Consider the following 17,699-nt stretch of genomic DNA (forward strand, 5'->3'; position numbering starts at 1 on the left):
AATAACTTGTATCAGGAACGCTTGTTTGGTACTCTTAATGTAAGATTAAAAGTTTTAATTTATATTCGCTAAATGAAAGATTTTATCATCTTTATTGATGGAATATTTGCAATAATAGGATTGTATTGGGATAGGCGAATAATGTATGTCAGGTGAGTCAGTAACAATTAAAAGCTAAAACCTAAATATACCCTACGAGGAGTGTAAACCTATGAAAAAAGAAATTTTGATTTTTCTTCCAGAAAATTATGCAGATTGGGAAGGATCTTATATTTGCTCTGAACTGAATAACCCGGAAACTGGATATATTGTGAAAACATTATCCCTTAGCAAGGATCCGGTCAAATCAATGGGCGGATTTACTGTTATTCCAGACTACACAATCAATGAAATACCCGCAGATTTTCATATGCTTATTATGGTTGGAGGTACAACCTGGGCGAAGCCGCAAAATGAAGCTATTAAATCAGTGGTAGATATGTGCGTAGAAAAGAAAATCCCGGTTGCAGCCATATGTGATGCTTGTACATTCCTGGCAGACAAAGGATATTTAGATCATATAAAACATACCGGCAATTCAGCTGCTCATTTAATAAAAGGTGCTCCGGGTTACAAAGGCAAAGAACATTTCATCGAAAAACAAGCTGTTTCAACAACAGGTTTTATTACCGCTAACGGAACAGCTGCAGTTGAGTTTGCGAGAGAAATTCTAAAATACTTTGAGATTATGGAGCAAAATCAATTGGAAGAATGGTATCAAATGTTTAAAAGAGGGTTTTATACAAGTTGAGTTTGACCTGAAAATTGTATTTTCAGCTTCAAATTTTCAGAATCTGGTTTTGGTCTCAACAGAGCAAGTATGTTCATTTTAAATTATATATTAAGAGTCTTCTTTCCCTCTATGATAGAAGGCTTTTAACTATAAAATTTTCGGGGGAGGAGATGAAAAAGAAAAGTGTATATTGTATAATAAACATATCGTATTTATGCGGTGAAGGAGCGATTTTTCATGAGTAAAGAAGTAAAAGTGACAAACGAAGCCTTAATGCTCGCTATAAAGGAATTAATACAAAAAGTAGATAATCTGGGTTCAAAAGTCACTTCACTGGAAGAGAAGGTAGAGACTCTGGATTCAAGAGTTATTTCGCTGGAAGAAAAGGTGGACAAACTGGATTTAAGGGTCACTTCACTGGAAGAAAAGGTAGACAAAGTAGATTCAAGAGTCATATCATTAGAAGAAAAAGTAGACAAAGTAGATTCTAAATTAGATGTATTGTCAACAGAATTATTATCTACCAGAGCAGATGTGAATATTTTGAAAAAAGCTAAGTGAATGGGTTTGCCAAATAAGGTAAACATTTCAATGAATAGAGTAATAAATAGATCCTTTCAAACCATTAGTGTGTCTAATTAATAGATATTGCTATGGTTTTTTTGTTGTAGAACGATGATAGAGTATTTCTGTATAATAATCCTTCAGTAAATAATGAACAGCTGTATTGAACTTCAATTATAGTACAATAGTGAATAGCATAATTTGGAATCATTAAAATATTTTTTGAGAAATCTAAAAGCTGGAGAACCTAACGCTTTTTTACGAAAAAGATGGGAGTGATCTGTTTGGATATGACAAAGAAATTATTAAATAAATCCAGTGTTTTAAAAGAACAATTAGATAAAAAAAGACCTTTGCCTCACGAAGTCGTAAAAGATATGAGAGAGGATTTCTACATTAAAAATACGTACCATTCCAACGCAATTGAAGGAAATACATTAACTCTGTATGAAACAAAGGCAGTTTTAGAAGATGGTATCACCATTCATGGCAAATCTTTTCGTGAACACGCCGAAGCAAATAATCATAAAAAAGCTATTGAGTATGTGGAGGAATTAATAAATGATGATATCCCGTTGAATCAGCGTACAATAAAAGATATTCACGCCATTGTGATGCAAGGGATAGATAGGACAATCGCTGGCAAATATAGAAATACTGCAGCTTTGATAACAGGTGCTAATCATACACCTCCATCTTATGAAAAAATTCAAGATGAAATGGATAATTTGATGGATTGGTATAAAAAAAATAATGATTTACATCCAGTAGAAAAAGCCAGTCTATTACATGCTAAATTTGTAAATATCCACCCCTCTTCCGATGGCAATGGAAGAACATCCAGATTGTTAATGAATTTTGAATTGATGAAGTTTGGGTTTCCTCCAATTACAATTGAAAAAGACGATAGATTCAGGTATTACGAAGTTCTGGATACTTCTGGAGCAAAAGGAGATTATAATCCTTTTATATTGTTTATAGCTGAACGAGAAGTAGATACATTAGAGAAAAATTTAGAGTTTTTAAAGGATATGTAAATTAAATACCTGATAGCTTAGAATTAAATGGAGTGTATACTAACAATAATGTATCTAGGGAGGGTGCAGCTTTCTGCTTGTATCTGTCCGCCTTTGTTACCAGCGAAGATTATAAAATTTTTTCTGATAAAAAAGGTTAATGCACTCCCGAGGCTAAATCAATTTCAGCAGGCTTCCAATATTTTGGATTCTCCTTGACGAATTAATTTCTTCCATGTAAAGTAATCAGTAATTATTCGTATAATTCCATATATTCTTATCAAGAAAGGTGGAGGGACTGGCCCGCTGAAGCCTTAGCAGCAGACTTTAATTTGTACTGTGCTAATTCCAGAAGCATTTTGCTTGAAGATAAGAAGAGACCATTTATCTTATCTAACCTCTTCTATTTTCAGAAGGGGTTTTTTGGATTATAGAATGAATATAACAGATAAAGAGGAAGGGGTATTGGATGACAGTATCAGCAGAAACGAAAAATACACATGCTCCATTCAGAGCAGATCATGTAGGGAGCTTTCTTCGCCCTAAGCGTTTAAAAGAAGCACGTGCACAACTGGCAAAAGGGGAAATCACTTCTGAGCAGCTGCGTCAAATTGAAGATGAGGAGATTATCAAGCTGGTGGAGCAGCAGAAAAAAGCTGGCCTTCAATCCGTGACAGATGGAGAATTCCGCCGCGCCTGGTGGCATTTTGATTTTCTGGAAGGCTTAGATGGTGTAGAGGGTTATACGGCTGACCAAGGTTTACAGTTCACAGGTGTGGAGACTAAAAAACGGGGCATTAAAGTAACAGGTAAAATTGGTTTCAGCGATCATTATATGATTGATCATTATAAATTTCTTCACCACATTGCTGGAGATGCTGTTGCGAAATTTGCGATTCCAAGTCCGAATATGCTCTTTTTTCGGGCGGATTTTGAGGAAGGAATTTATGAAAGTGATGAAGCTATTATTGATGATCTAGTCGCTGCTTATCAGGAAGTGATCCAGGCATTATATGATGAAGGCTGCCGCTATCTGCAGCTGGATGATACATCCTGGGCAACCTTTTTCTCAGAGAAGGGCAGAAATTCTTTGATTGAAAAAGGGAGAGATCCGGAGAAAACAGCTCAACTGTGTGCAAGAGCAATCAATGAATCCATTGCCAAAAGACCAGGAGATATGCTGGTAACGATGCATATTTGCCGGGGGAATTTCCAGTCTACCTATATGTCGAGCGGCGGTTATGAAGCAGTTTCAGAAACCATTTTTGGAGGCCTTCAGGTGGATGGATTATTCCTGGAATTTGATGATGATCGATCAGGCGGATTTGAACCACTGCGCCATGTAAACCGTAATGATTTATATATTGTGCTGGGGTTGATAACATCGAAATTTAGTGATCTGGAAGATCCAGAGGCTGTAAAAGCAAGGATTGGAGAAGCTGCTGAGTATGTACCATTGAACCAGCTTTGTCTCAGTCCACAATGCGGATTTGCTTCCACTGAAGAAGGGAATTTATTGAGTGAGGAACAGCAGTGGGAAAAGATCCGGCATGTTGTTCGAATCGCCGAAGATGTATGGAATTAATATTTTGAAAAGATGGAGATTTGGGAAAAGGCGACCTTCCCAAATCTCCTTTTTCATGCCAATTTATAAAAGATGTGTTTAATCGGAGAAAGACATTAATATAATATTTTGATATATTAGAAATATATGATTGAAATATAGGACTTATTTATTCAATATCACAGCATAGGAAGGAGGTATAAAATGAAGATTCGCAGTTTATTAAGTTCTGATTATGATACCCTGATTCCACAGATAAATGAGTGGTGGGGCGGCCGTGATATGGCAGGTATGCTGCCTAAATTATTTTTTAACCATTTTAAAAATACCAGTTTTATCGCCGAAGAAGATGAGAAAATCATAGGTTTTATCATTGGTTTTTTATCGCAGGATCATTTAGACGAAGCTTATATTCATTTTGTTGGGGTACATCCGGATTATAGAAAGAAAGATATTGGGAAGATACTTTATAAGAATTTTTTTGCCAAGGTTAAAATGACTGATCGGAAAATCGTTCGCTGCATCACTTCGCCAGTAAATAAAACATCCATTGCATTTCATCAAAAAATGGGATTTGTCATTGAACAAGGTGATAAAATAATTGATGGTATATCTGTAAGAACAAATTATGATGGATTAGAGAATGATAGAGTTCTGTTTAGAAAAGAGCTGACATAAAGAATAGAAGCAGCAGTAAAGCAAAAGCAAATTAATTGGAGGAAATAGGATGATACGAAAACTGACAAAAGAGGATCACGCAAAAGTAATGGAGCTGATTGAGCCAGTAGCTGCCGAAAACTTATTTATAATCGGTGATATTGAAGCATTTGGCTACGATTCTGATGTCCAAAACGTCTGGGGACAATGGGAAAAGGACATTCTAATTGCTGTTCTCCTGCGCTATCGCGAAAATTTTATTATTTATAGCGAAAGCGAGTATGATGTGAAAGGGTTTGCGGAGATTATTAACAGCTATAAACAACGTTGCAATCTAAGTGGTCTGAAACATATTGTGGCTCCATTGCTTACATATATTGATAAAATTATTCGTGTAGATAGAGAGATGTATTATGCTGCCTGTGAAGAATTAAGCTATGCAGTCAGTTCGGAACAAATAGAGCAGGTAGAGTATCTGAAGCCTGCTGATTATGAAGAGAATATAAAAATGCTTGCGTCCATTCCTGAATTTGCAGCCAGTAATATCACTATTGAATCAAGAAAGAATGAGGAGAAAAACAAAACAGGACGCACCTATTTTGTCCGTGATGAAAAAGGAACGATGGCTGCATCTGCATCCACAACTGCTGAGAATTCTCATTCTGCAATGATCGTTGGCGTATGTACACGCCCGGGGTATGAACGGCGGGGTTTTGCAACGAAGTGTATGGAGAAGTTATGTATTACCTTATTGGCAGAAGGAAAATCACTTTGCCTTTTCTATGATAATCCGGCAGCAGGAAATATTTATAAACGATTAGGATTTGAAGATATCGGTATGTGGACAATGCTTCGTTATGAAGCTGAATAAGTTTCTATATAAATCCGGATAGGGGAGAATAGCTTTGAAAATTATTTCTTTTGAAAAAGAATATGGAGCATCAATAGATACAAAAACAACGAAATTTACTGTTAATCGTATTTTGTTGGATGCTAATGACATCCGAACAGGATATATGTACCTTGGAAGGGATGACAAAATTCCATTTCATGAGGCCCTGGCAGATCAGCTTTTTATGATTGTATCCGGCGAAGGATGGGTCTGCGATGAGGATGAGAATAGAATCTCACTGTCTTCTGGAAAAGCAGCTTTTTGGAAAACAGGAGAATTCCATGCTGCCGGAACGGATACCCAGATGAGTGCTTTCGTTATAGAGGGAAAGAATTTAAACGCTCAAAATGTACCTGTTTTAAAGAATGTTATCAAAAGCGAGTGATAAACATGAATGAGGATAAACGAATTTTAATTATTGAAGATGATCAGGAAATCAGTAAGCTGCTGCAAGTTATTTTAACAAAAATAGGTATAAAACCTGTGTCTGCATATTCTGGTACGGAAGGTTTGCTGCAGCTGAAAAGCAACACATTCGATTTAGTTTTATTAGACTTGATGTTACCTGGGATAAGTGGAGAAGAATTTATTATGCAGGTCAGAGAGGAGAGTACAATTCCTATTATTGTAATTTCTGCAAAAATAGGAATGGATGATAAGGTTCAGGTCTTAAAAATGGGAGCAGATGATTATATAACCAAGCCTTTTCATCAGAAGGAGATTGAAGCCCGAGTGGAGGTTCAATTGCGGAAATCAGCTGTTCAGCCGAGCCAGCCAGAGGCAAAAACATGGCGGGGTTTGACAATTTTTCCGGAAAAGCTATCTGTAACACTAGAGAATAAACCTTTGCAGGTAACCAATGCCGAATTTGATATCTTATACTTATTCATTAGTCATCCAGAGCATGCCTTTTCAAAAAAGGAAATTTATGAAAAAATCTGGAGAGGCACCTATGTAGGTGATGATAATACGATTAGTGTCCATATTTCCAATCTGCGCAGAAAAATAGCAGAGATTACCTCTGATGAGTATATTAAAACGATTTGGGGAATAGGTTTCATGTTGGTTTAATGCGGTTTTACCTTTCTTTATGAATTCTTTATGATTTGCTTAAAGGATTTTAAAGAACCCTGCGCTAAACTAATTATTAAGAACATTTAGTGGGGGGGACGAGAAAATGAGTGCTGTTATTCAGACGTATACATTAACGAAGAAGTTTAAGCAGGATGAAGTTATTAAACCGCTGAATTTTTCTGTGGAGAAAGGAGAGATTTGCGCTTTAATTGGTAAAAATGGAGCCGGAAAATCAACTATTTTTAAAATGCTCTCGGGACAGTTAACGCCAACAACTGGAGAAATTTACTTGTTTGGAAAGTCAGGCAAAGATATGGTTCAAGCAAAAAGAAGAATGGGATTTATGATTGAGACACCCGTCTTTTTTCCGGATTTTACAGCCATTCATAATTTGGAGTACTTCCGGATTCAAAGAGGAGTCGCAGAAAAAAAGCGGATAAATGAAGTGTTAGAAATTGTCGGGCTGGCAAATCAGAAGAAGAAAAAATTTGGAGAATACTCCATGGGTATGAAGCAGCGGCTGGGGATTGCACTTTCTCTCTTAAGCAGCCCGGATTGTTTAGTGCTTGATGAACCAATTAACGGTTTAGATGCAGAAGGTATTATGGAAATTCGCAGACTATTAATTCAGTTAAACCAGGAAAAGAAAATAACCATTTTGATTTCCAGCCATATTTTGACGGAATTGCAGCTGGTAGCAACCCGTTTTGTATTTATCAAGAATGGTGTGATTGTCGAGGATGTCAGCAAGCAGCTTCTGGATGAAAAAAGCAGGAAACAAATCCATTTAAAGGTGGATGACACAGGAAAGACCGCACAGCTTTTAGAACGTGCCTATGAGGATATCCAATATAAATCCCTTCCTGACCAGATTATCACGATACAAAATCATATAGAAGAGGCTGGAGAAATCAATCGGCTTTTAATCAAAAATGATGTATTTGTGATGGAATTCCGTGTGGAAGCATTGAATTTAGAGGAATACTTCTTAGGATTGGTGGAGGGGGCAGGAGAGAAATGATCAACTATATAAAAAGTGAAAATTACCGCTTACTGCGTAAAAAAAGCCTTTATTTGACGACGGCTATTTGCTTTATTCTAATTACTGCAGCAGCATTTGTTCTGTATTATTTTAATGAAGTGGATGCTCATTTTCCTTATGGCACAAGCTCGTTTTTTTATTCAAATGTTCTTGGTATGGGTGTGCTGATTATAATTATTTCCTTTGTGTATAATGCAACATTGACAGGGAAGGACATATCTCTTACTAAACAAGCTGTCTCCTTTGGTATTTCCCAAAGTAGTATCTTCTGGTCGAAATTAATGCTGACTTTATGTTATTTTATGTTCGTTTGTATAGTTGGTATACTCTTGATGATTGGATTAGGAGAGATCCTTTTTGCTAAAGAGCCGGAGACAACCGGCAATTTCTTAATTGCCAGCTTTAATATGGTGCCGATTGTACTTAGTGGCTTTATATTGATACACACATTGAAAATGCTGAAGATCAGTGACATATATAATATCATTATTATTGTATTTATTTATATTTTCTCAGGTGATTTGCTGTATTTCGTATTTCGCCAAATAAATGGATGGAATGAGTTTTATTTATTTGCCCCAAGTACACAGCTGAATGACAATTTAATGAGCTTTATGAATCAATCTATGCAATTAGATTATCGTTATTGGGTGACAGGTATCGTAATTAGTGTGATTGCTTTATTCATTGGAGCGGCAACGTTTACGAAACAGGATATTGGTTGATTTATGGAGGGATAGAAGTGAACAGCTGGTTGATTATCATTATATTGAGTGTATTATTAATTGTTTGTATCGGCATGCTGTTGTTACTTCATTGGGATATCAGAAGGATAACTAGTCAGCTCAAAGAAATCAATGAGAACTTTGGTACAAATGAATTAATCCGTACAAATACACACAGCAGAGGTCTGATTCGGTTTATTGCGAATATCAATCAGTTAATTCAATTATTTAAGCAGGATCAGCAGCGTAAGCAAAAGAATGAGGAAGCATTAAAGCAAGAAATTACCAATCTCTCACATGATTTAAGAACCCCTTTAACATCGATTAAAGGGTTTTCGGAGCTGCTGACAGATTCCTCTTTGTCAGATACAGAGAAAAGAGAATTTTTGATTATTATTCAAAAGAAAATTGATAATCTGACCATGATGGTTGATTTATTTTATGAGCTTTCACAAATAAACTCCTCCGATCAGCAATTATACATGGAGGAGATTTCCTTGAATGAACTGATTGTAGAAATAATGCTGATATTCTATCATGATTTTGAAGAAAGTAAGTTAGAAATAGAGATAGACGAGACTGCTGTTTCCCCTATTTTGGCTGATAAAAAGGCAGTTGACCGGATTATCAGCAACATTGTTCAAAATGCCTTACGATATGCTGAAAGCTATTTTACCATCAAGCTTACAGAGGGAGAGGCATTTATCAGGCTGGAGGCGGAAAACGATATTTCTGAGTTTGATAAAACAAAGCTCGATCGGATTTTTGATCGTACATATCGCATGGACAGCAGCAGAACTGGAGGACAGCTTGGATTGGGGCTGCATATTGTCAGACAGCTGATTTATAAACTGGAAGGCAAGGTAGATGCAAATGTCAAGGGAGATAAATTTCAGCTCGTTGTATTCTTTAAGAAGGGTACATAACTCGTCGCAAAGATATTATCTAAATTCTTTTTTATTACAAAGATGCTTTATATGCAGCTGCTCATTTTAGACAAGAGTATATGCATTGAAAGCATCTTTTGCATTTCAATTTGATTTTCTTCCACATAATACGACAGCATAGCTGCCTCTGTTGAACTGCTTATAACTTTATGATATAAATAATTAACAATGAATATTTTTTAGTTATAAAGCAACTGTGAAAATTTCACAATAGAATACATTCATATGAATATAATGGAGGCAGAGTGATGGCATTTCATATTGGAACCAACATAAGAAAAAGAAGACTGGAATTAGGTCTTACCCAGAAAGAGCTTGCTTCTGATATATGTACACAGGCACAAATCAGCAATATTGAAAAAGGTGCTTTAAATCCTTCAAGCCTAGTTTTGTTTGAGCTAAGCAAAAGGTTATTGGTTGATATGAATTATTTCTTTGAAACCAATCCTTTAAAGTCCAACGAACATTTTATGGAAATAAAAAATATGATAAAGCAGTTAAAAGTACAAAGAAACTACGCGTCCATTAAATATATTGTGGATAATGAGCTGACGGTTAATGCAAATAGATACGCTCCTTATGAACGCCGTTATTTATTATGGCATAAAGGCATTTCGCTTTATCATTTAACAAATAACTTTAAAGAAAGTGTACGGATGCTGAAGGATTTATTGGCAGAAGAAAACACTGCCGCTGATAAACTGCTGAATATTAATGTAAAAACAAGTATTGCCAGTATATATCAGGATGAAAAAGACTATGAAAAAGCTTACCAGTTATATAAAGAAGCCTGGAACCAGCTAGAGGAAATGGAAGAAATGGATGATTTTGAAACAGAGCTGAAAATTCTTTTCGGTTTATCACAGACGCTGACTTATTTAGGAGAATACAACGAATCCAAATCGTATAGTTTACGGGCGATATCTATTTGTGTGAAAAGAAATACACTCTATATGCTTCCGGACAGCTATTATCAGACTGGTAATAATCTGGTGAAGTTAAATAGGAAAGAGGAAGGCTTGGGCTATATTCAAACAGCAAAGACTTTGTATGAGGTTCAGGGGAATACGAAGATGGTCAATATTGTGAAGGGAATTTTGGAGGAGTATAAGTCGGTATAGGAATGTATATTGCGGATAAGGATTACTATATATACAATAGAGCGGATAGAATCAACATTTTCTATCCGCTCTATTGTATCCCTCATCATTCTATTTTAAATACTGCGATTTGATCAATGGCTGCAGGACTATCATTCAATAATATACATTTTTTCGATAATATTGATAACTGCTTCATCATCCCCGGGATCAATAGAGACTAATTCTGGATTTTTAAGCATATCTCTCATTTCCTCTTTGACGTCTTCTAAATCAATATCATCAGGGCGGGGTGTGCCTCCATACCAGCGGTTTCCGTATGGAATGTTATAGACATTAATGGAGCCGTCGCCATTGCCGCTATATGTTACCATGCCATCTACAATACGGGAACCGGATACCTGAATAACATCTTCCGGATAGCTGACATCATTCTCCTCATCATTTGGATCAAGCGGTGTACCGGCAGGAACATGATCTACATATAATTCATCGATATCCTGATTTGGTCCAAGCTGCAGCCAAACGCGGGCATATTCAATTTCTTCGGGGGAATAGCTGGATAATGCATTATCTTCATCTTCTCCTGAAGAACTGCCATTATTTTCTTCGTTTTCAGCTGAGATGTCGTCGGATGAATCCGTTTCCGATTCTTCACTTGTATTATTATTAGAATCATTCTCCGCATCATCTTCAGAGGAATCGTCTGTTGCAGTATTCTTATCAGATTCATTCTCATCTGCCAAATTGCCATCCTCTGCTGCGTTTGGTTCTTCTGTCGTTTCATTTGTTGCTGAATCATTATTATCGCTCTCGTTTGTATCATTCGAGCAGGCAATCAGTACAAAGGTGATGGACAGAAGTAGAAGACCGCAGCAGGTAAATTTCATTCGTTTCATCATTTTACGACCTTTCCTTTCTTTTAATTGAAAATTGCAATAATCTTATGATTCCTAATTCAATAAATAAATAAACACGATAAATTTATCATAAAGTATTATAGTTGAGTTGTAAAACTTCGAAAGTCAAAGTAATTTTTAAGAGCCCGTTAAATGAAAGCTTTACTGCGGATGAAAATAATGGTAAAGTAACTTTAAATAAAGAACGGAGGTGAAAAAGAATGGATGTAATAGCTGTGAACACATGTGAAAAAACAGGATATGCGATTGTTTTCACCTGTGTCATTATGCTTGTTTTGCTGACAACGGGAGAGGTCTGTCCAATTTTAGCAAAATAAGTATGTTTCACAGCTGATTTAACTATTCTTTTTCATTAATTTGACGGGGAAGACTGTTTGTTAATTGAGCAGTCTTTTTTTGGTGTTCTTTCATATAAAATAAAACGCTGTCTCCTCTCTTATTATGTGAAAAAAGATTTTGCAGAAAAGAGGAATCATTATGTTATTTAAAAATAAAAACTTTCAATTGTTACTTTGGTCAAGAATTTCATCCAATATCGGTGACAGCATTTTTTATATTGTTTCCATGTGGGCGATTTTAGAAATAAGCGGTTCTCCAATGTTAACAGGGCTGGCTGGATTTCTATTTACACTTCCTTCTATCTTCAATGTGCTTTTTGGTCCATTAATTGACCGTAGTAATCCTAAAAAATTATATATTTTTGCAAGTATCCTGCAAGTCCTTCTGCTTGGAGTCATTTTAATTACCGTGGGTATCGGTGACATGAATGTATGGATGTTACTTTTTATCATCTTTTTTTTAACTATTTTTTCTGAAGTCGTCTATCCAATTGAAAATGTTCTGATACCAAAGGTTGTTAAAAAAAGCCAGTTAGTTAAAGCGAATTCTGTTATGTCAGTGGCTTATCAAGGGCTGGATTTTGTTTTCAATGGCTTATCTGGCATTCTGATTGGTTTTCTTGCAATCTCAATGCTGTATAGCTTAAATTTAGTGTTTTTTCTTATTCCTATATTTTTAATGTTGCTGTTGAAAGTGAATATTTCAAAAGAAAAGAGGGAGGGTGAAGGAAATAATTATAAAAAGGAATTGCTGGAAGGATTAAAGGTGGTTAATCATCCTCTGCTGCGGGCATTTCTAATTCCATTGACAATTATTAACTTTTTATTTGCCATGATCCTTGTGACGCTCCCGTCCTTTGCAAATCAATATGGAAATGGTCCGTCAACATACGGCTTGACAATTGCATTCTTAGGGTTAGGCTCAATGCTGGGTGCGTTATTTATAGATAAATTCAGGACAAAGCAGCGATTAGGTATCATGATGTCTGCCGGGTTTATATTATCTGGATGCACTTGGCTTTTGATGGTGTTCAGCATTCAGCTGTCAGAAATTATTTTTTATATTTTATTGGCTATATCCTATGCATTTATTGGTGCCATCAATGTTCTGTTTACAGTTCTTTTTCAAAAGCTTCCTGAAGAAAAAATGCTGGGAAGGGTGAATACAGCTATTGAAAGTATTATTAGTTTTGCAATGCCTATAGGTTCACTGGCTGGAGGTTTTTTAACAGAGCTTGCATCACCTATTTTTGTACTATGTTTATTTGGAATAGGCTTAATTATTTTAGGAGGTTTTTACTTGTTTAATCGGAGTATTCAAAACCTGCCTGATATTGATAAGGTGGAAAAGCTTGAGTGGTAAGGAGTAAATATTTTTCTTGAAAGTATATTGAAGTGAGGGAGCAATCACTTAAAAGAAGGATATTTCCGCAATTATTTAGCAAAAAAAACTAAGTCAAAGTTTAATGCATTGACTCAGCAATTTTTGCAAAGATATATTATCTTTTTCGCTTGTTTTTCTTATTATCCAAGTTCAGAAATTCACTTTTTTCACTTGCAAATTCCGTATCATGGCCTGTTTTATTATGCTTATTGCGATTATTTTGTTTTCCTTTATCCTTGTTGCGATTTTTATTTTGTTCAGACATTATGGCACCTCCTGTAAATATTCATGATAATTTATATAATTAGTTTAACCATACACATATAAATTATAAGTTTCGGACTGCTATTCCTTTTATTGACTGCATATTTTCAAATTTCTACTGCAAAGGTAGAATTTTTAAACACATTTTATAATGAAGCAGAATGTCAATAAGTCAGACATTTATTTACAGAACAGCTATAAGGGCGAGATTTAATGGAGAATTTCAAAACAAGATCAAGTTCAAAAATTTATTAAAAAAAATATACCATCTATCATTTCAGCTAAGAGTACTCCTTCCTCAAAAATATCAGCGAATTTTAGGTGGGAGGTGAATTGGCGGTTTTAATACTTTATACATTTAGCTGTTAAGAAAACCCAAAGAAATATTTAACAGCATAAGCATATCATGAACAGTCCCAAAAAGTTGTTACCCACTTTCAGAATAGTGGTATTTTACCCCTTTCTGTGATAGGATAGGGTAATAAGAACAAACGTTCCTAAAGGGTATGAAAATGAAATGGCTATTTATCGAACCTTGCAAAACTGGGTGAAAAAGGACACCGAATGCATCCGTATTTACAAAAGTGGACGACAAGTTGAGGCAATAATATTTGATTGATTTATCAAGCGAAAAGGTCGAAGTTACAATTGTAAGTACTTATTCATTGATTGGTTAATAATAAAAATTGAATATGGAGGCTGCTGAATGATAAATATGGATTCAACATTGATTATAAAAAAAATTGAAAGAGATTTAGATGAAGTAGCTGAGCAGACAGAAACCGAAATCATGCAATTATTTTCTTCGCTTCTCTCCTATGATTTAATGACAGGTGTAAAGTATTATGTCTCACATGAATTTGATCCACCGTGGGACTTTTCTGGAACTCTGTTCCGTTGTCAAATAGATGAAAATTTTAATCTGGCAGATTATGAAAAGGTGGAAGAATTTTTAGAAGAATACACTGGGAATACTGTAGCAACGTACAGTTCCCATTATGGATTATTCCACGAGACTTATAGAGAAAAGTATTCAGATTGGTTTGAAGAACAATACCGTAACGCGCATTATGACTACTTTAATAAACTGGGGAACGAAGTATTGGAGCTATTAGCGGTAAAAATTTATAATGATGATTACATGGAAACGAACGATATGCATGATTTAATTTATGAGTTGATAAGTGATATTGAGGAGTTCGAGGATATGTCAATCATCCATGCCAATAATTTATGCTCAAAAATAAGTGAAATGGACTTTCTATTAATATACAAACTTGGTGAATCGGAAGCGAAAGAACGGCTTCTGCAGGAGCAAGTTAAAAGAGAAAAAACGAAGGATGAGAGAGATACTTTCCGAAAACGTTGGCTCCTGCTGGAAAAGAAGTATAGATTAGCTTATCAAAAACCTTTTCCAAAAAAATAGATATGTCCGAGTTTGAAGTTTTTAAGCATTTCCTTGATCAACAGCATATATCGAAAGAAGAAAGAATTTTAATCGCAAAATATGCTCCTGTTTCATTTTCAAATACTGTGTTTTATAAATTGAAGTATGGCAATACGACTTCTAAGTGAACGTTTATTTCTTAATTAATCTAAACATGTTAAGCTTGAAAAAACATTAACAATAAATAGGTGAAATCAATGAAATTAATTTTAGCGGAAAAACCATCCGTCGCAAAAAATATTGCAGACGCATTAAAAATAAAAAACAAAAAGGATGGCTATTTTGAAGGAGATAACTATGTCATTACCTGGGCATTTGGTCATCTGGTCGAGTTGTACGATGCGAAGGACTATGATGGAAAGATGCGAAGCTGGAAAATGGATAATTTTCCTTTTATCCCTTCTGAATTTAAATATAAGATAAAAAGCAGTCCCAGAAACCGGTCACAGACAGATGGCGGAGCTGCAAAGCAGTTAAAAACAATCCATACTCTGATGACACGGAATGATGTAGAAGCAATTATTTCGGCATGTGATTATGACCGGGAAGGGCAGCTGATTGCTGACAGTATCATCTACCGGGGCGGTAAGAAACCAAAGGCTGCGGTGTATCGCCTGCTCTTGAATGAATGGACGCAAAATGAGGTGCTGCAGGGTCTGGAAAATCTCAAGCTGAATGCGGAGATGCAGCCGTTGCGGGATGCAGGGGTCAGCAGGCAATGGGCTGATTGGGTTATCGGCATTAATCTGACCTCCGTAGCAACTTTAAAATATCAGCAGGGGAAAAGTAAAGCACTCAATATAGGAAGAGTACTCCTGCCAACATTAAAAATCATCTATGACCGCGATCAGGAGATAAAAAACTTCAAACCTGAAGATTATTTTAAACTGACTGCAACCTTTCAGACAGCAGATAAACAGGAATATGAAGGTATTTATACAGAAAAGAAAGAGGATAAATTTAAGAAAAAAGAATTATTGGAGCCGGTTCACGAGGCAATTCAAAATAAGCAGGCCATTATTACAGATAAGCAGGTGGAGAAGAAAAAGGAATTCGCGCCGTTTTTATTCAATTTATCCAACCTGCAGGGTTTTATAACGAATAAGTACAAGGGATGGACTTCTGATAAGGTGTTAAAGGTGGCTCAATCACTTTATGAGAAAAAGCTGATTACTTATCCAAGAACTTCAAGTATTGCACTGGAAGAGAGCTTAGTTGGAAAAACAGCCCATGTGTTAAAAGTGCATTCTGAAGAGCTTCCTTATAAAGATGAAATTAAATTTATGAAAACAAAGCGTGTTTTTAATAACGCGAAAGTGGAAAGCCATAGCGCAATTATTCCAACCTATATGAAGCCGAAACGACTTTCAGCAGACGAAGGAATCGTGTATACAGCGATTAAAAACCGCTTTATTATGCAATTTATGCCGATAGCTGAATATGAAGAAACAAAGCTGGTTACAAAAATTCTGGCAGTGGAACTGCCTGGCGTGTTCCATTCAAAAGGAAAGGTTCAGCTTATTGAAGGCTGGAAAAAAGTAGAGAAAATCCAATCAAAGGATACCTTGCTGCCAGCTGTAAGCAAGGAGGAGCTTGTCGATGTAGCGGGCTCTGAAGTCACTTCTCATGTAACAAAACCGCCAAAACACCATACGGAAAGAACCTTGCTGCGTGTGATGGAGACATGCGGGAAAAGCTATAAAGAGGATGAAAGCGAAGAGCTGCTGGGCAGTATTTTAACCGGATTCAGTATTGGCACAGCTGCAACAAGAGCAGAAACCATTAAAAAATTGAAGGATGTAGGCTATATTACAACGGAAAGCAAACATTTACTTTGTACAGAGCTTGGCAACCGGCTTGTTGAGACTTTTCCTGTGAAAAATCTGTTTGATTTAGAATTCACTGGCCGTCTTGAAAAAGGATTATCAGATATTCAAAAAGGAAAAGGGAGTAAACAGGAGTTTCTGAGGCTTGTTTTTGATTTCACAACGGAGTCTGTGGAAACCATTAAGCATGGAGAAGACGTTATTATTAATAAAGTAGCCTCCACACAGGCAACCAATGAAGTATTGGGGACATGCCCGGAGTGCGGCGGCAAAGTGATGGACGGTTATAAAGCCTTTAGCTGTAATAATTGGAAGAAGGGCTGTTCCTTTGCAATTTGGAAAAATGATAAATATTTAGCCTCGATGCGGAAGAAACCGACGAAAACCATGGTGAAAAAGCTATTGAAAGAGAAGAAAGTTTTTGTGAAGGGGCTGACAAGTAAAAAAGGTAAGAAATTCAATGCTTATTTAAGCTATGAGAAAAATAAAGAAAATGACTATTATAGCTGGAAAATGGAATTCTCCAAGTGAATCGATCCGGGATGGATGTGCGCATTCCCAAGTTTTCAAGCTTTTAACCGGGATATAGTGTATAATGAAAGGCAGAGGTAGCATTATTTTAATAAACGGAGATATAAAGAATTGTATTTACCATGCTAAATTTTCCTCTAGACAGGATGCCCAACATGAAAAAGGTTATCGTAAGCACAAAGGAAAATCTGGATTATGGTACATTAATATGGATTTACGCAAATAACCGTAAAGTATACCGCAGCAGTAAAAGCATTGATGCTGATACGCCATTCCACCGTTATGATTCGCATTATATGGGAATGGTTGAAGAGCTGTATAGAGATCAGGAAAAACATCCCCTCTTATTTCAAAGGATGATTGAGAAATCGGACCGGATTTTTGGTGTGTGTTTAAATAAACGTCGTAATGAAGATGGTTCAAAGGATATGAAAGTTCTCTTTTTCTTAGATTGGGACAGTGTACAGGATTTTGCAGAAGACACCTTCCCAAGACTCATAAAAGAGGAAGTAAAGAGAAGAAAAGCAGCTAAACAAAAATGGCTGGAAAGAGGAAAGTTATTCTCAGAAAAGAAAAAAATGTCACAATAAATGTTTTGCAGACAGATAAGCTGTCTATGGGGTGTTTTACTTCGTA

Annotated in this window: 18 protein-coding genes and 1 riboswitch; of the genes, 16 read left to right on the forward strand and 2 right to left on the reverse strand. The window is 35.9% G+C overall.

Annotated features, from left to right (window positions below; all coding sequences use genetic code 11):
• The first annotated feature begins 211 nt into the window (after nucleotides 1–211).
• From IEX29_RS05595 to IEX29_RS05650, 12 genes are all read left to right on the forward strand, one after another.
• A complete protein-coding gene (locus tag IEX29_RS05595; RefSeq protein ID WP_188733485.1) occupies nucleotides 212–790 on the forward strand; it encodes a type 1 glutamine amidotransferase family protein in 579 nt (192 codons plus the stop codon).
• A 219-nt stretch (nucleotides 791–1,009) separates the two neighbouring features.
• Complete coding sequence (locus IEX29_RS05600) at nucleotides 1,010–1,333, forward strand: hypothetical protein (protein ID WP_188733486.1); 324 nt, start codon at nucleotides 1,010–1,012, stop codon at nucleotides 1,331–1,333.
• A gap of 293 nt (nucleotides 1,334–1,626) precedes the next feature.
• A complete protein-coding gene (locus tag IEX29_RS05605) occupies nucleotides 1,627–2,373 on the forward strand; it encodes a Fic family protein (RefSeq protein WP_188733487.1) in 747 nt (248 codons plus the stop codon).
• A gap of 253 nt (nucleotides 2,374–2,626) precedes the next feature.
• A riboswitch (SAM riboswitch) is annotated at nucleotides 2,627–2,728 on the forward strand.
• A 93-nt stretch (nucleotides 2,729–2,821) separates the two neighbouring features.
• Nucleotides 2,822–3,937, forward strand: a complete 1,116-nt coding sequence (locus IEX29_RS05610; protein WP_188733488.1) for a 5-methyltetrahydropteroyltriglutamate--homocysteine S-methyltransferase — start codon at nucleotides 2,822–2,824, stop codon at nucleotides 3,935–3,937.
• 183 nt (nucleotides 3,938–4,120) lie between these two features.
• The gene (locus IEX29_RS05615) at nucleotides 4,121–4,594 is read left to right on the forward strand and encodes a GNAT family N-acetyltransferase (protein ID WP_188733489.1); all 474 of its coding nucleotides are present in this window, start codon (nucleotides 4,121–4,123) and stop codon (nucleotides 4,592–4,594) included.
• Between the two features lie 49 nt (nucleotides 4,595–4,643).
• Nucleotides 4,644–5,444, forward strand: a complete 801-nt coding sequence (locus tag IEX29_RS05620) for a GNAT family N-acetyltransferase (protein ID WP_188733490.1) — start codon at nucleotides 4,644–4,646, stop codon at nucleotides 5,442–5,444.
• Between the two features lie 34 nt (nucleotides 5,445–5,478).
• Nucleotides 5,479–5,850 (forward strand): cupin domain-containing protein, encoded by a 372-nt coding sequence (locus IEX29_RS05625; protein ID WP_188733491.1) that lies wholly within the window; start codon nucleotides 5,479–5,481, stop codon nucleotides 5,848–5,850.
• A 5-nt stretch (nucleotides 5,851–5,855) separates the two neighbouring features.
• Nucleotides 5,856–6,536, forward strand: coding sequence for a response regulator transcription factor (locus IEX29_RS05630; RefSeq protein ID WP_188733492.1), 681 nt, complete (start codon nucleotides 5,856–5,858; stop codon nucleotides 6,534–6,536).
• A gap of 106 nt (nucleotides 6,537–6,642) precedes the next feature.
• Nucleotides 6,643–7,560, forward strand: coding sequence for an ATP-binding cassette domain-containing protein (locus tag IEX29_RS05635; protein ID WP_188733493.1), 918 nt, complete (start codon nucleotides 6,643–6,645; stop codon nucleotides 7,558–7,560).
• Entirely contained in the window at nucleotides 7,557–8,306 is a 750-nt protein-coding gene (locus IEX29_RS05640) for an ABC transporter permease (protein WP_188733494.1), read from the forward strand. Before IEX29_RS05635 ends, IEX29_RS05640 begins: the two co-directional genes overlap by 4 nt.
• A gap of 17 nt (nucleotides 8,307–8,323) precedes the next feature.
• Complete coding sequence (locus IEX29_RS05645) at nucleotides 8,324–9,232, forward strand: sensor histidine kinase (protein WP_188733495.1); 909 nt, start codon at nucleotides 8,324–8,326, stop codon at nucleotides 9,230–9,232.
• 269 nt (nucleotides 9,233–9,501) lie between these two features.
• Nucleotides 9,502–10,374, forward strand: coding sequence for a helix-turn-helix domain-containing protein (locus tag IEX29_RS05650; RefSeq protein WP_188733496.1), 873 nt, complete (start codon nucleotides 9,502–9,504; stop codon nucleotides 10,372–10,374).
• A 131-nt stretch (nucleotides 10,375–10,505) separates the two neighbouring features.
• On the opposite strand, the gene IEX29_RS05655 is transcribed toward IEX29_RS05650, so the two are convergent.
• A complete protein-coding gene (locus IEX29_RS05655) occupies nucleotides 10,506–11,255 on the reverse strand; it encodes a YdeJ family lipoprotein (RefSeq protein ID WP_188733497.1) in 750 nt (249 codons plus the stop codon).
• A gap of 495 nt (nucleotides 11,256–11,750) precedes the next feature.
• Between IEX29_RS05655 and IEX29_RS05660 the strand changes: the two genes are divergently transcribed.
• Nucleotides 11,751–12,974, forward strand: a complete 1,224-nt coding sequence (locus IEX29_RS05660) for an MFS transporter (RefSeq protein ID WP_188733498.1) — start codon at nucleotides 11,751–11,753, stop codon at nucleotides 12,972–12,974.
• 136 nt (nucleotides 12,975–13,110) lie between these two features.
• Here IEX29_RS05660 and IEX29_RS05665 read toward each other — a convergent pair whose 3' ends face one another.
• Nucleotides 13,111–13,260, reverse strand: a complete 150-nt coding sequence (locus IEX29_RS05665) for a hypothetical protein (protein WP_188733499.1) — start codon at nucleotides 13,258–13,260, stop codon at nucleotides 13,111–13,113.
• A 705-nt stretch (nucleotides 13,261–13,965) separates the two neighbouring features.
• Here IEX29_RS05665 and IEX29_RS05670 point away from each other — a divergent pair.
• The 3 genes from IEX29_RS05670 (at nucleotide 13,966) to IEX29_RS05680 (ending at nucleotide 17,653) form a co-directional block, all read left to right on the forward strand.
• A complete protein-coding gene (locus IEX29_RS05670; protein WP_188733500.1) occupies nucleotides 13,966–14,685 on the forward strand; it encodes a hypothetical protein in 720 nt (239 codons plus the stop codon).
• Nucleotides 14,686–14,903: 218 nt separating this feature from the next.
• The gene (locus IEX29_RS05675; protein WP_188733501.1) at nucleotides 14,904–17,063 is read left to right on the forward strand and encodes a DNA topoisomerase; all 2,160 of its coding nucleotides are present in this window, start codon (nucleotides 14,904–14,906) and stop codon (nucleotides 17,061–17,063) included.
• 155 nt (nucleotides 17,064–17,218) lie between these two features.
• Nucleotides 17,219–17,653, forward strand: a complete 435-nt coding sequence (locus IEX29_RS05680; RefSeq protein ID WP_188733502.1) for a hypothetical protein — start codon at nucleotides 17,219–17,221, stop codon at nucleotides 17,651–17,653.
• The last annotated feature ends 46 nt before the right edge of the window (nucleotides 17,654–17,699 follow it).

Origin of the sequence: Oceanobacillus neutriphilus (genome assembly GCF_014645515.1) — a bacterium.
Lineage (GTDB): Bacteria > Bacillota > Bacilli > Bacillales > Amphibacillaceae > Oceanobacillus > Oceanobacillus neutriphilus.

Excerpts from the sequence above, each read along its gene's own strand:
- IEX29_RS05595 (WP_188733485.1), top strand. The coding sequence starts at position 212 with ATGAAAAAAGAAATTTTGATTTTTCTTCCAGAAAATTATGCAGATTGG.
- IEX29_RS05600 (WP_188733486.1), top strand. The coding sequence starts at position 1,010 with ATGAGTAAAGAAGTAAAAGTGACAAACGAAGCCTTAATGCTCGCTATA.
- IEX29_RS05605 (WP_188733487.1), top strand. The coding sequence starts at position 1,627 with ATGACAAAGAAATTATTAAATAAATCCAGTGTTTTAAAAGAACAATTA.
- IEX29_RS05610 (WP_188733488.1), top strand. The coding sequence starts at position 2,822 with ATGACAGTATCAGCAGAAACGAAAAATACACATGCTCCATTCAGAGCA.
- IEX29_RS05615 (WP_188733489.1), top strand. The coding sequence starts at position 4,121 with ATGAAGATTCGCAGTTTATTAAGTTCTGATTATGATACCCTGATTCCA.
- IEX29_RS05620 (WP_188733490.1), top strand. The coding sequence starts at position 4,644 with ATGATACGAAAACTGACAAAAGAGGATCACGCAAAAGTAATGGAGCTG.
- IEX29_RS05630 (WP_188733492.1), top strand. The coding sequence starts at position 5,856 with ATGAATGAGGATAAACGAATTTTAATTATTGAAGATGATCAGGAAATC.
- IEX29_RS05635 (WP_188733493.1), top strand. The coding sequence starts at position 6,643 with ATGAGTGCTGTTATTCAGACGTATACATTAACGAAGAAGTTTAAGCAG.
- IEX29_RS05640 (WP_188733494.1), top strand. The coding sequence starts at position 7,557 with ATGATCAACTATATAAAAAGTGAAAATTACCGCTTACTGCGTAAAAAA.
- IEX29_RS05650 (WP_188733496.1), top strand. The coding sequence starts at position 9,502 with ATGGCATTTCATATTGGAACCAACATAAGAAAAAGAAGACTGGAATTA.
- IEX29_RS05655 (WP_188733497.1), bottom strand. The coding sequence starts at position 11,255 with ATGATGAAACGAATGAAATTTACCTGCTGCGGTCTTCTACTTCTGTCC.
- IEX29_RS05660 (WP_188733498.1), top strand. The coding sequence starts at position 11,751 with ATGTTATTTAAAAATAAAAACTTTCAATTGTTACTTTGGTCAAGAATT.
- IEX29_RS05665 (WP_188733499.1), bottom strand. The coding sequence starts at position 13,260 with ATGTCTGAACAAAATAAAAATCGCAACAAGGATAAAGGAAAACAAAAT.
- IEX29_RS05670 (WP_188733500.1), top strand. The coding sequence starts at position 13,966 with ATGATAAATATGGATTCAACATTGATTATAAAAAAAATTGAAAGAGAT.
- IEX29_RS05675 (WP_188733501.1), top strand. The coding sequence starts at position 14,904 with ATGAAATTAATTTTAGCGGAAAAACCATCCGTCGCAAAAAATATTGCA.
- IEX29_RS05680 (WP_188733502.1), top strand. The coding sequence starts at position 17,219 with ATGAAAAAGGTTATCGTAAGCACAAAGGAAAATCTGGATTATGGTACA.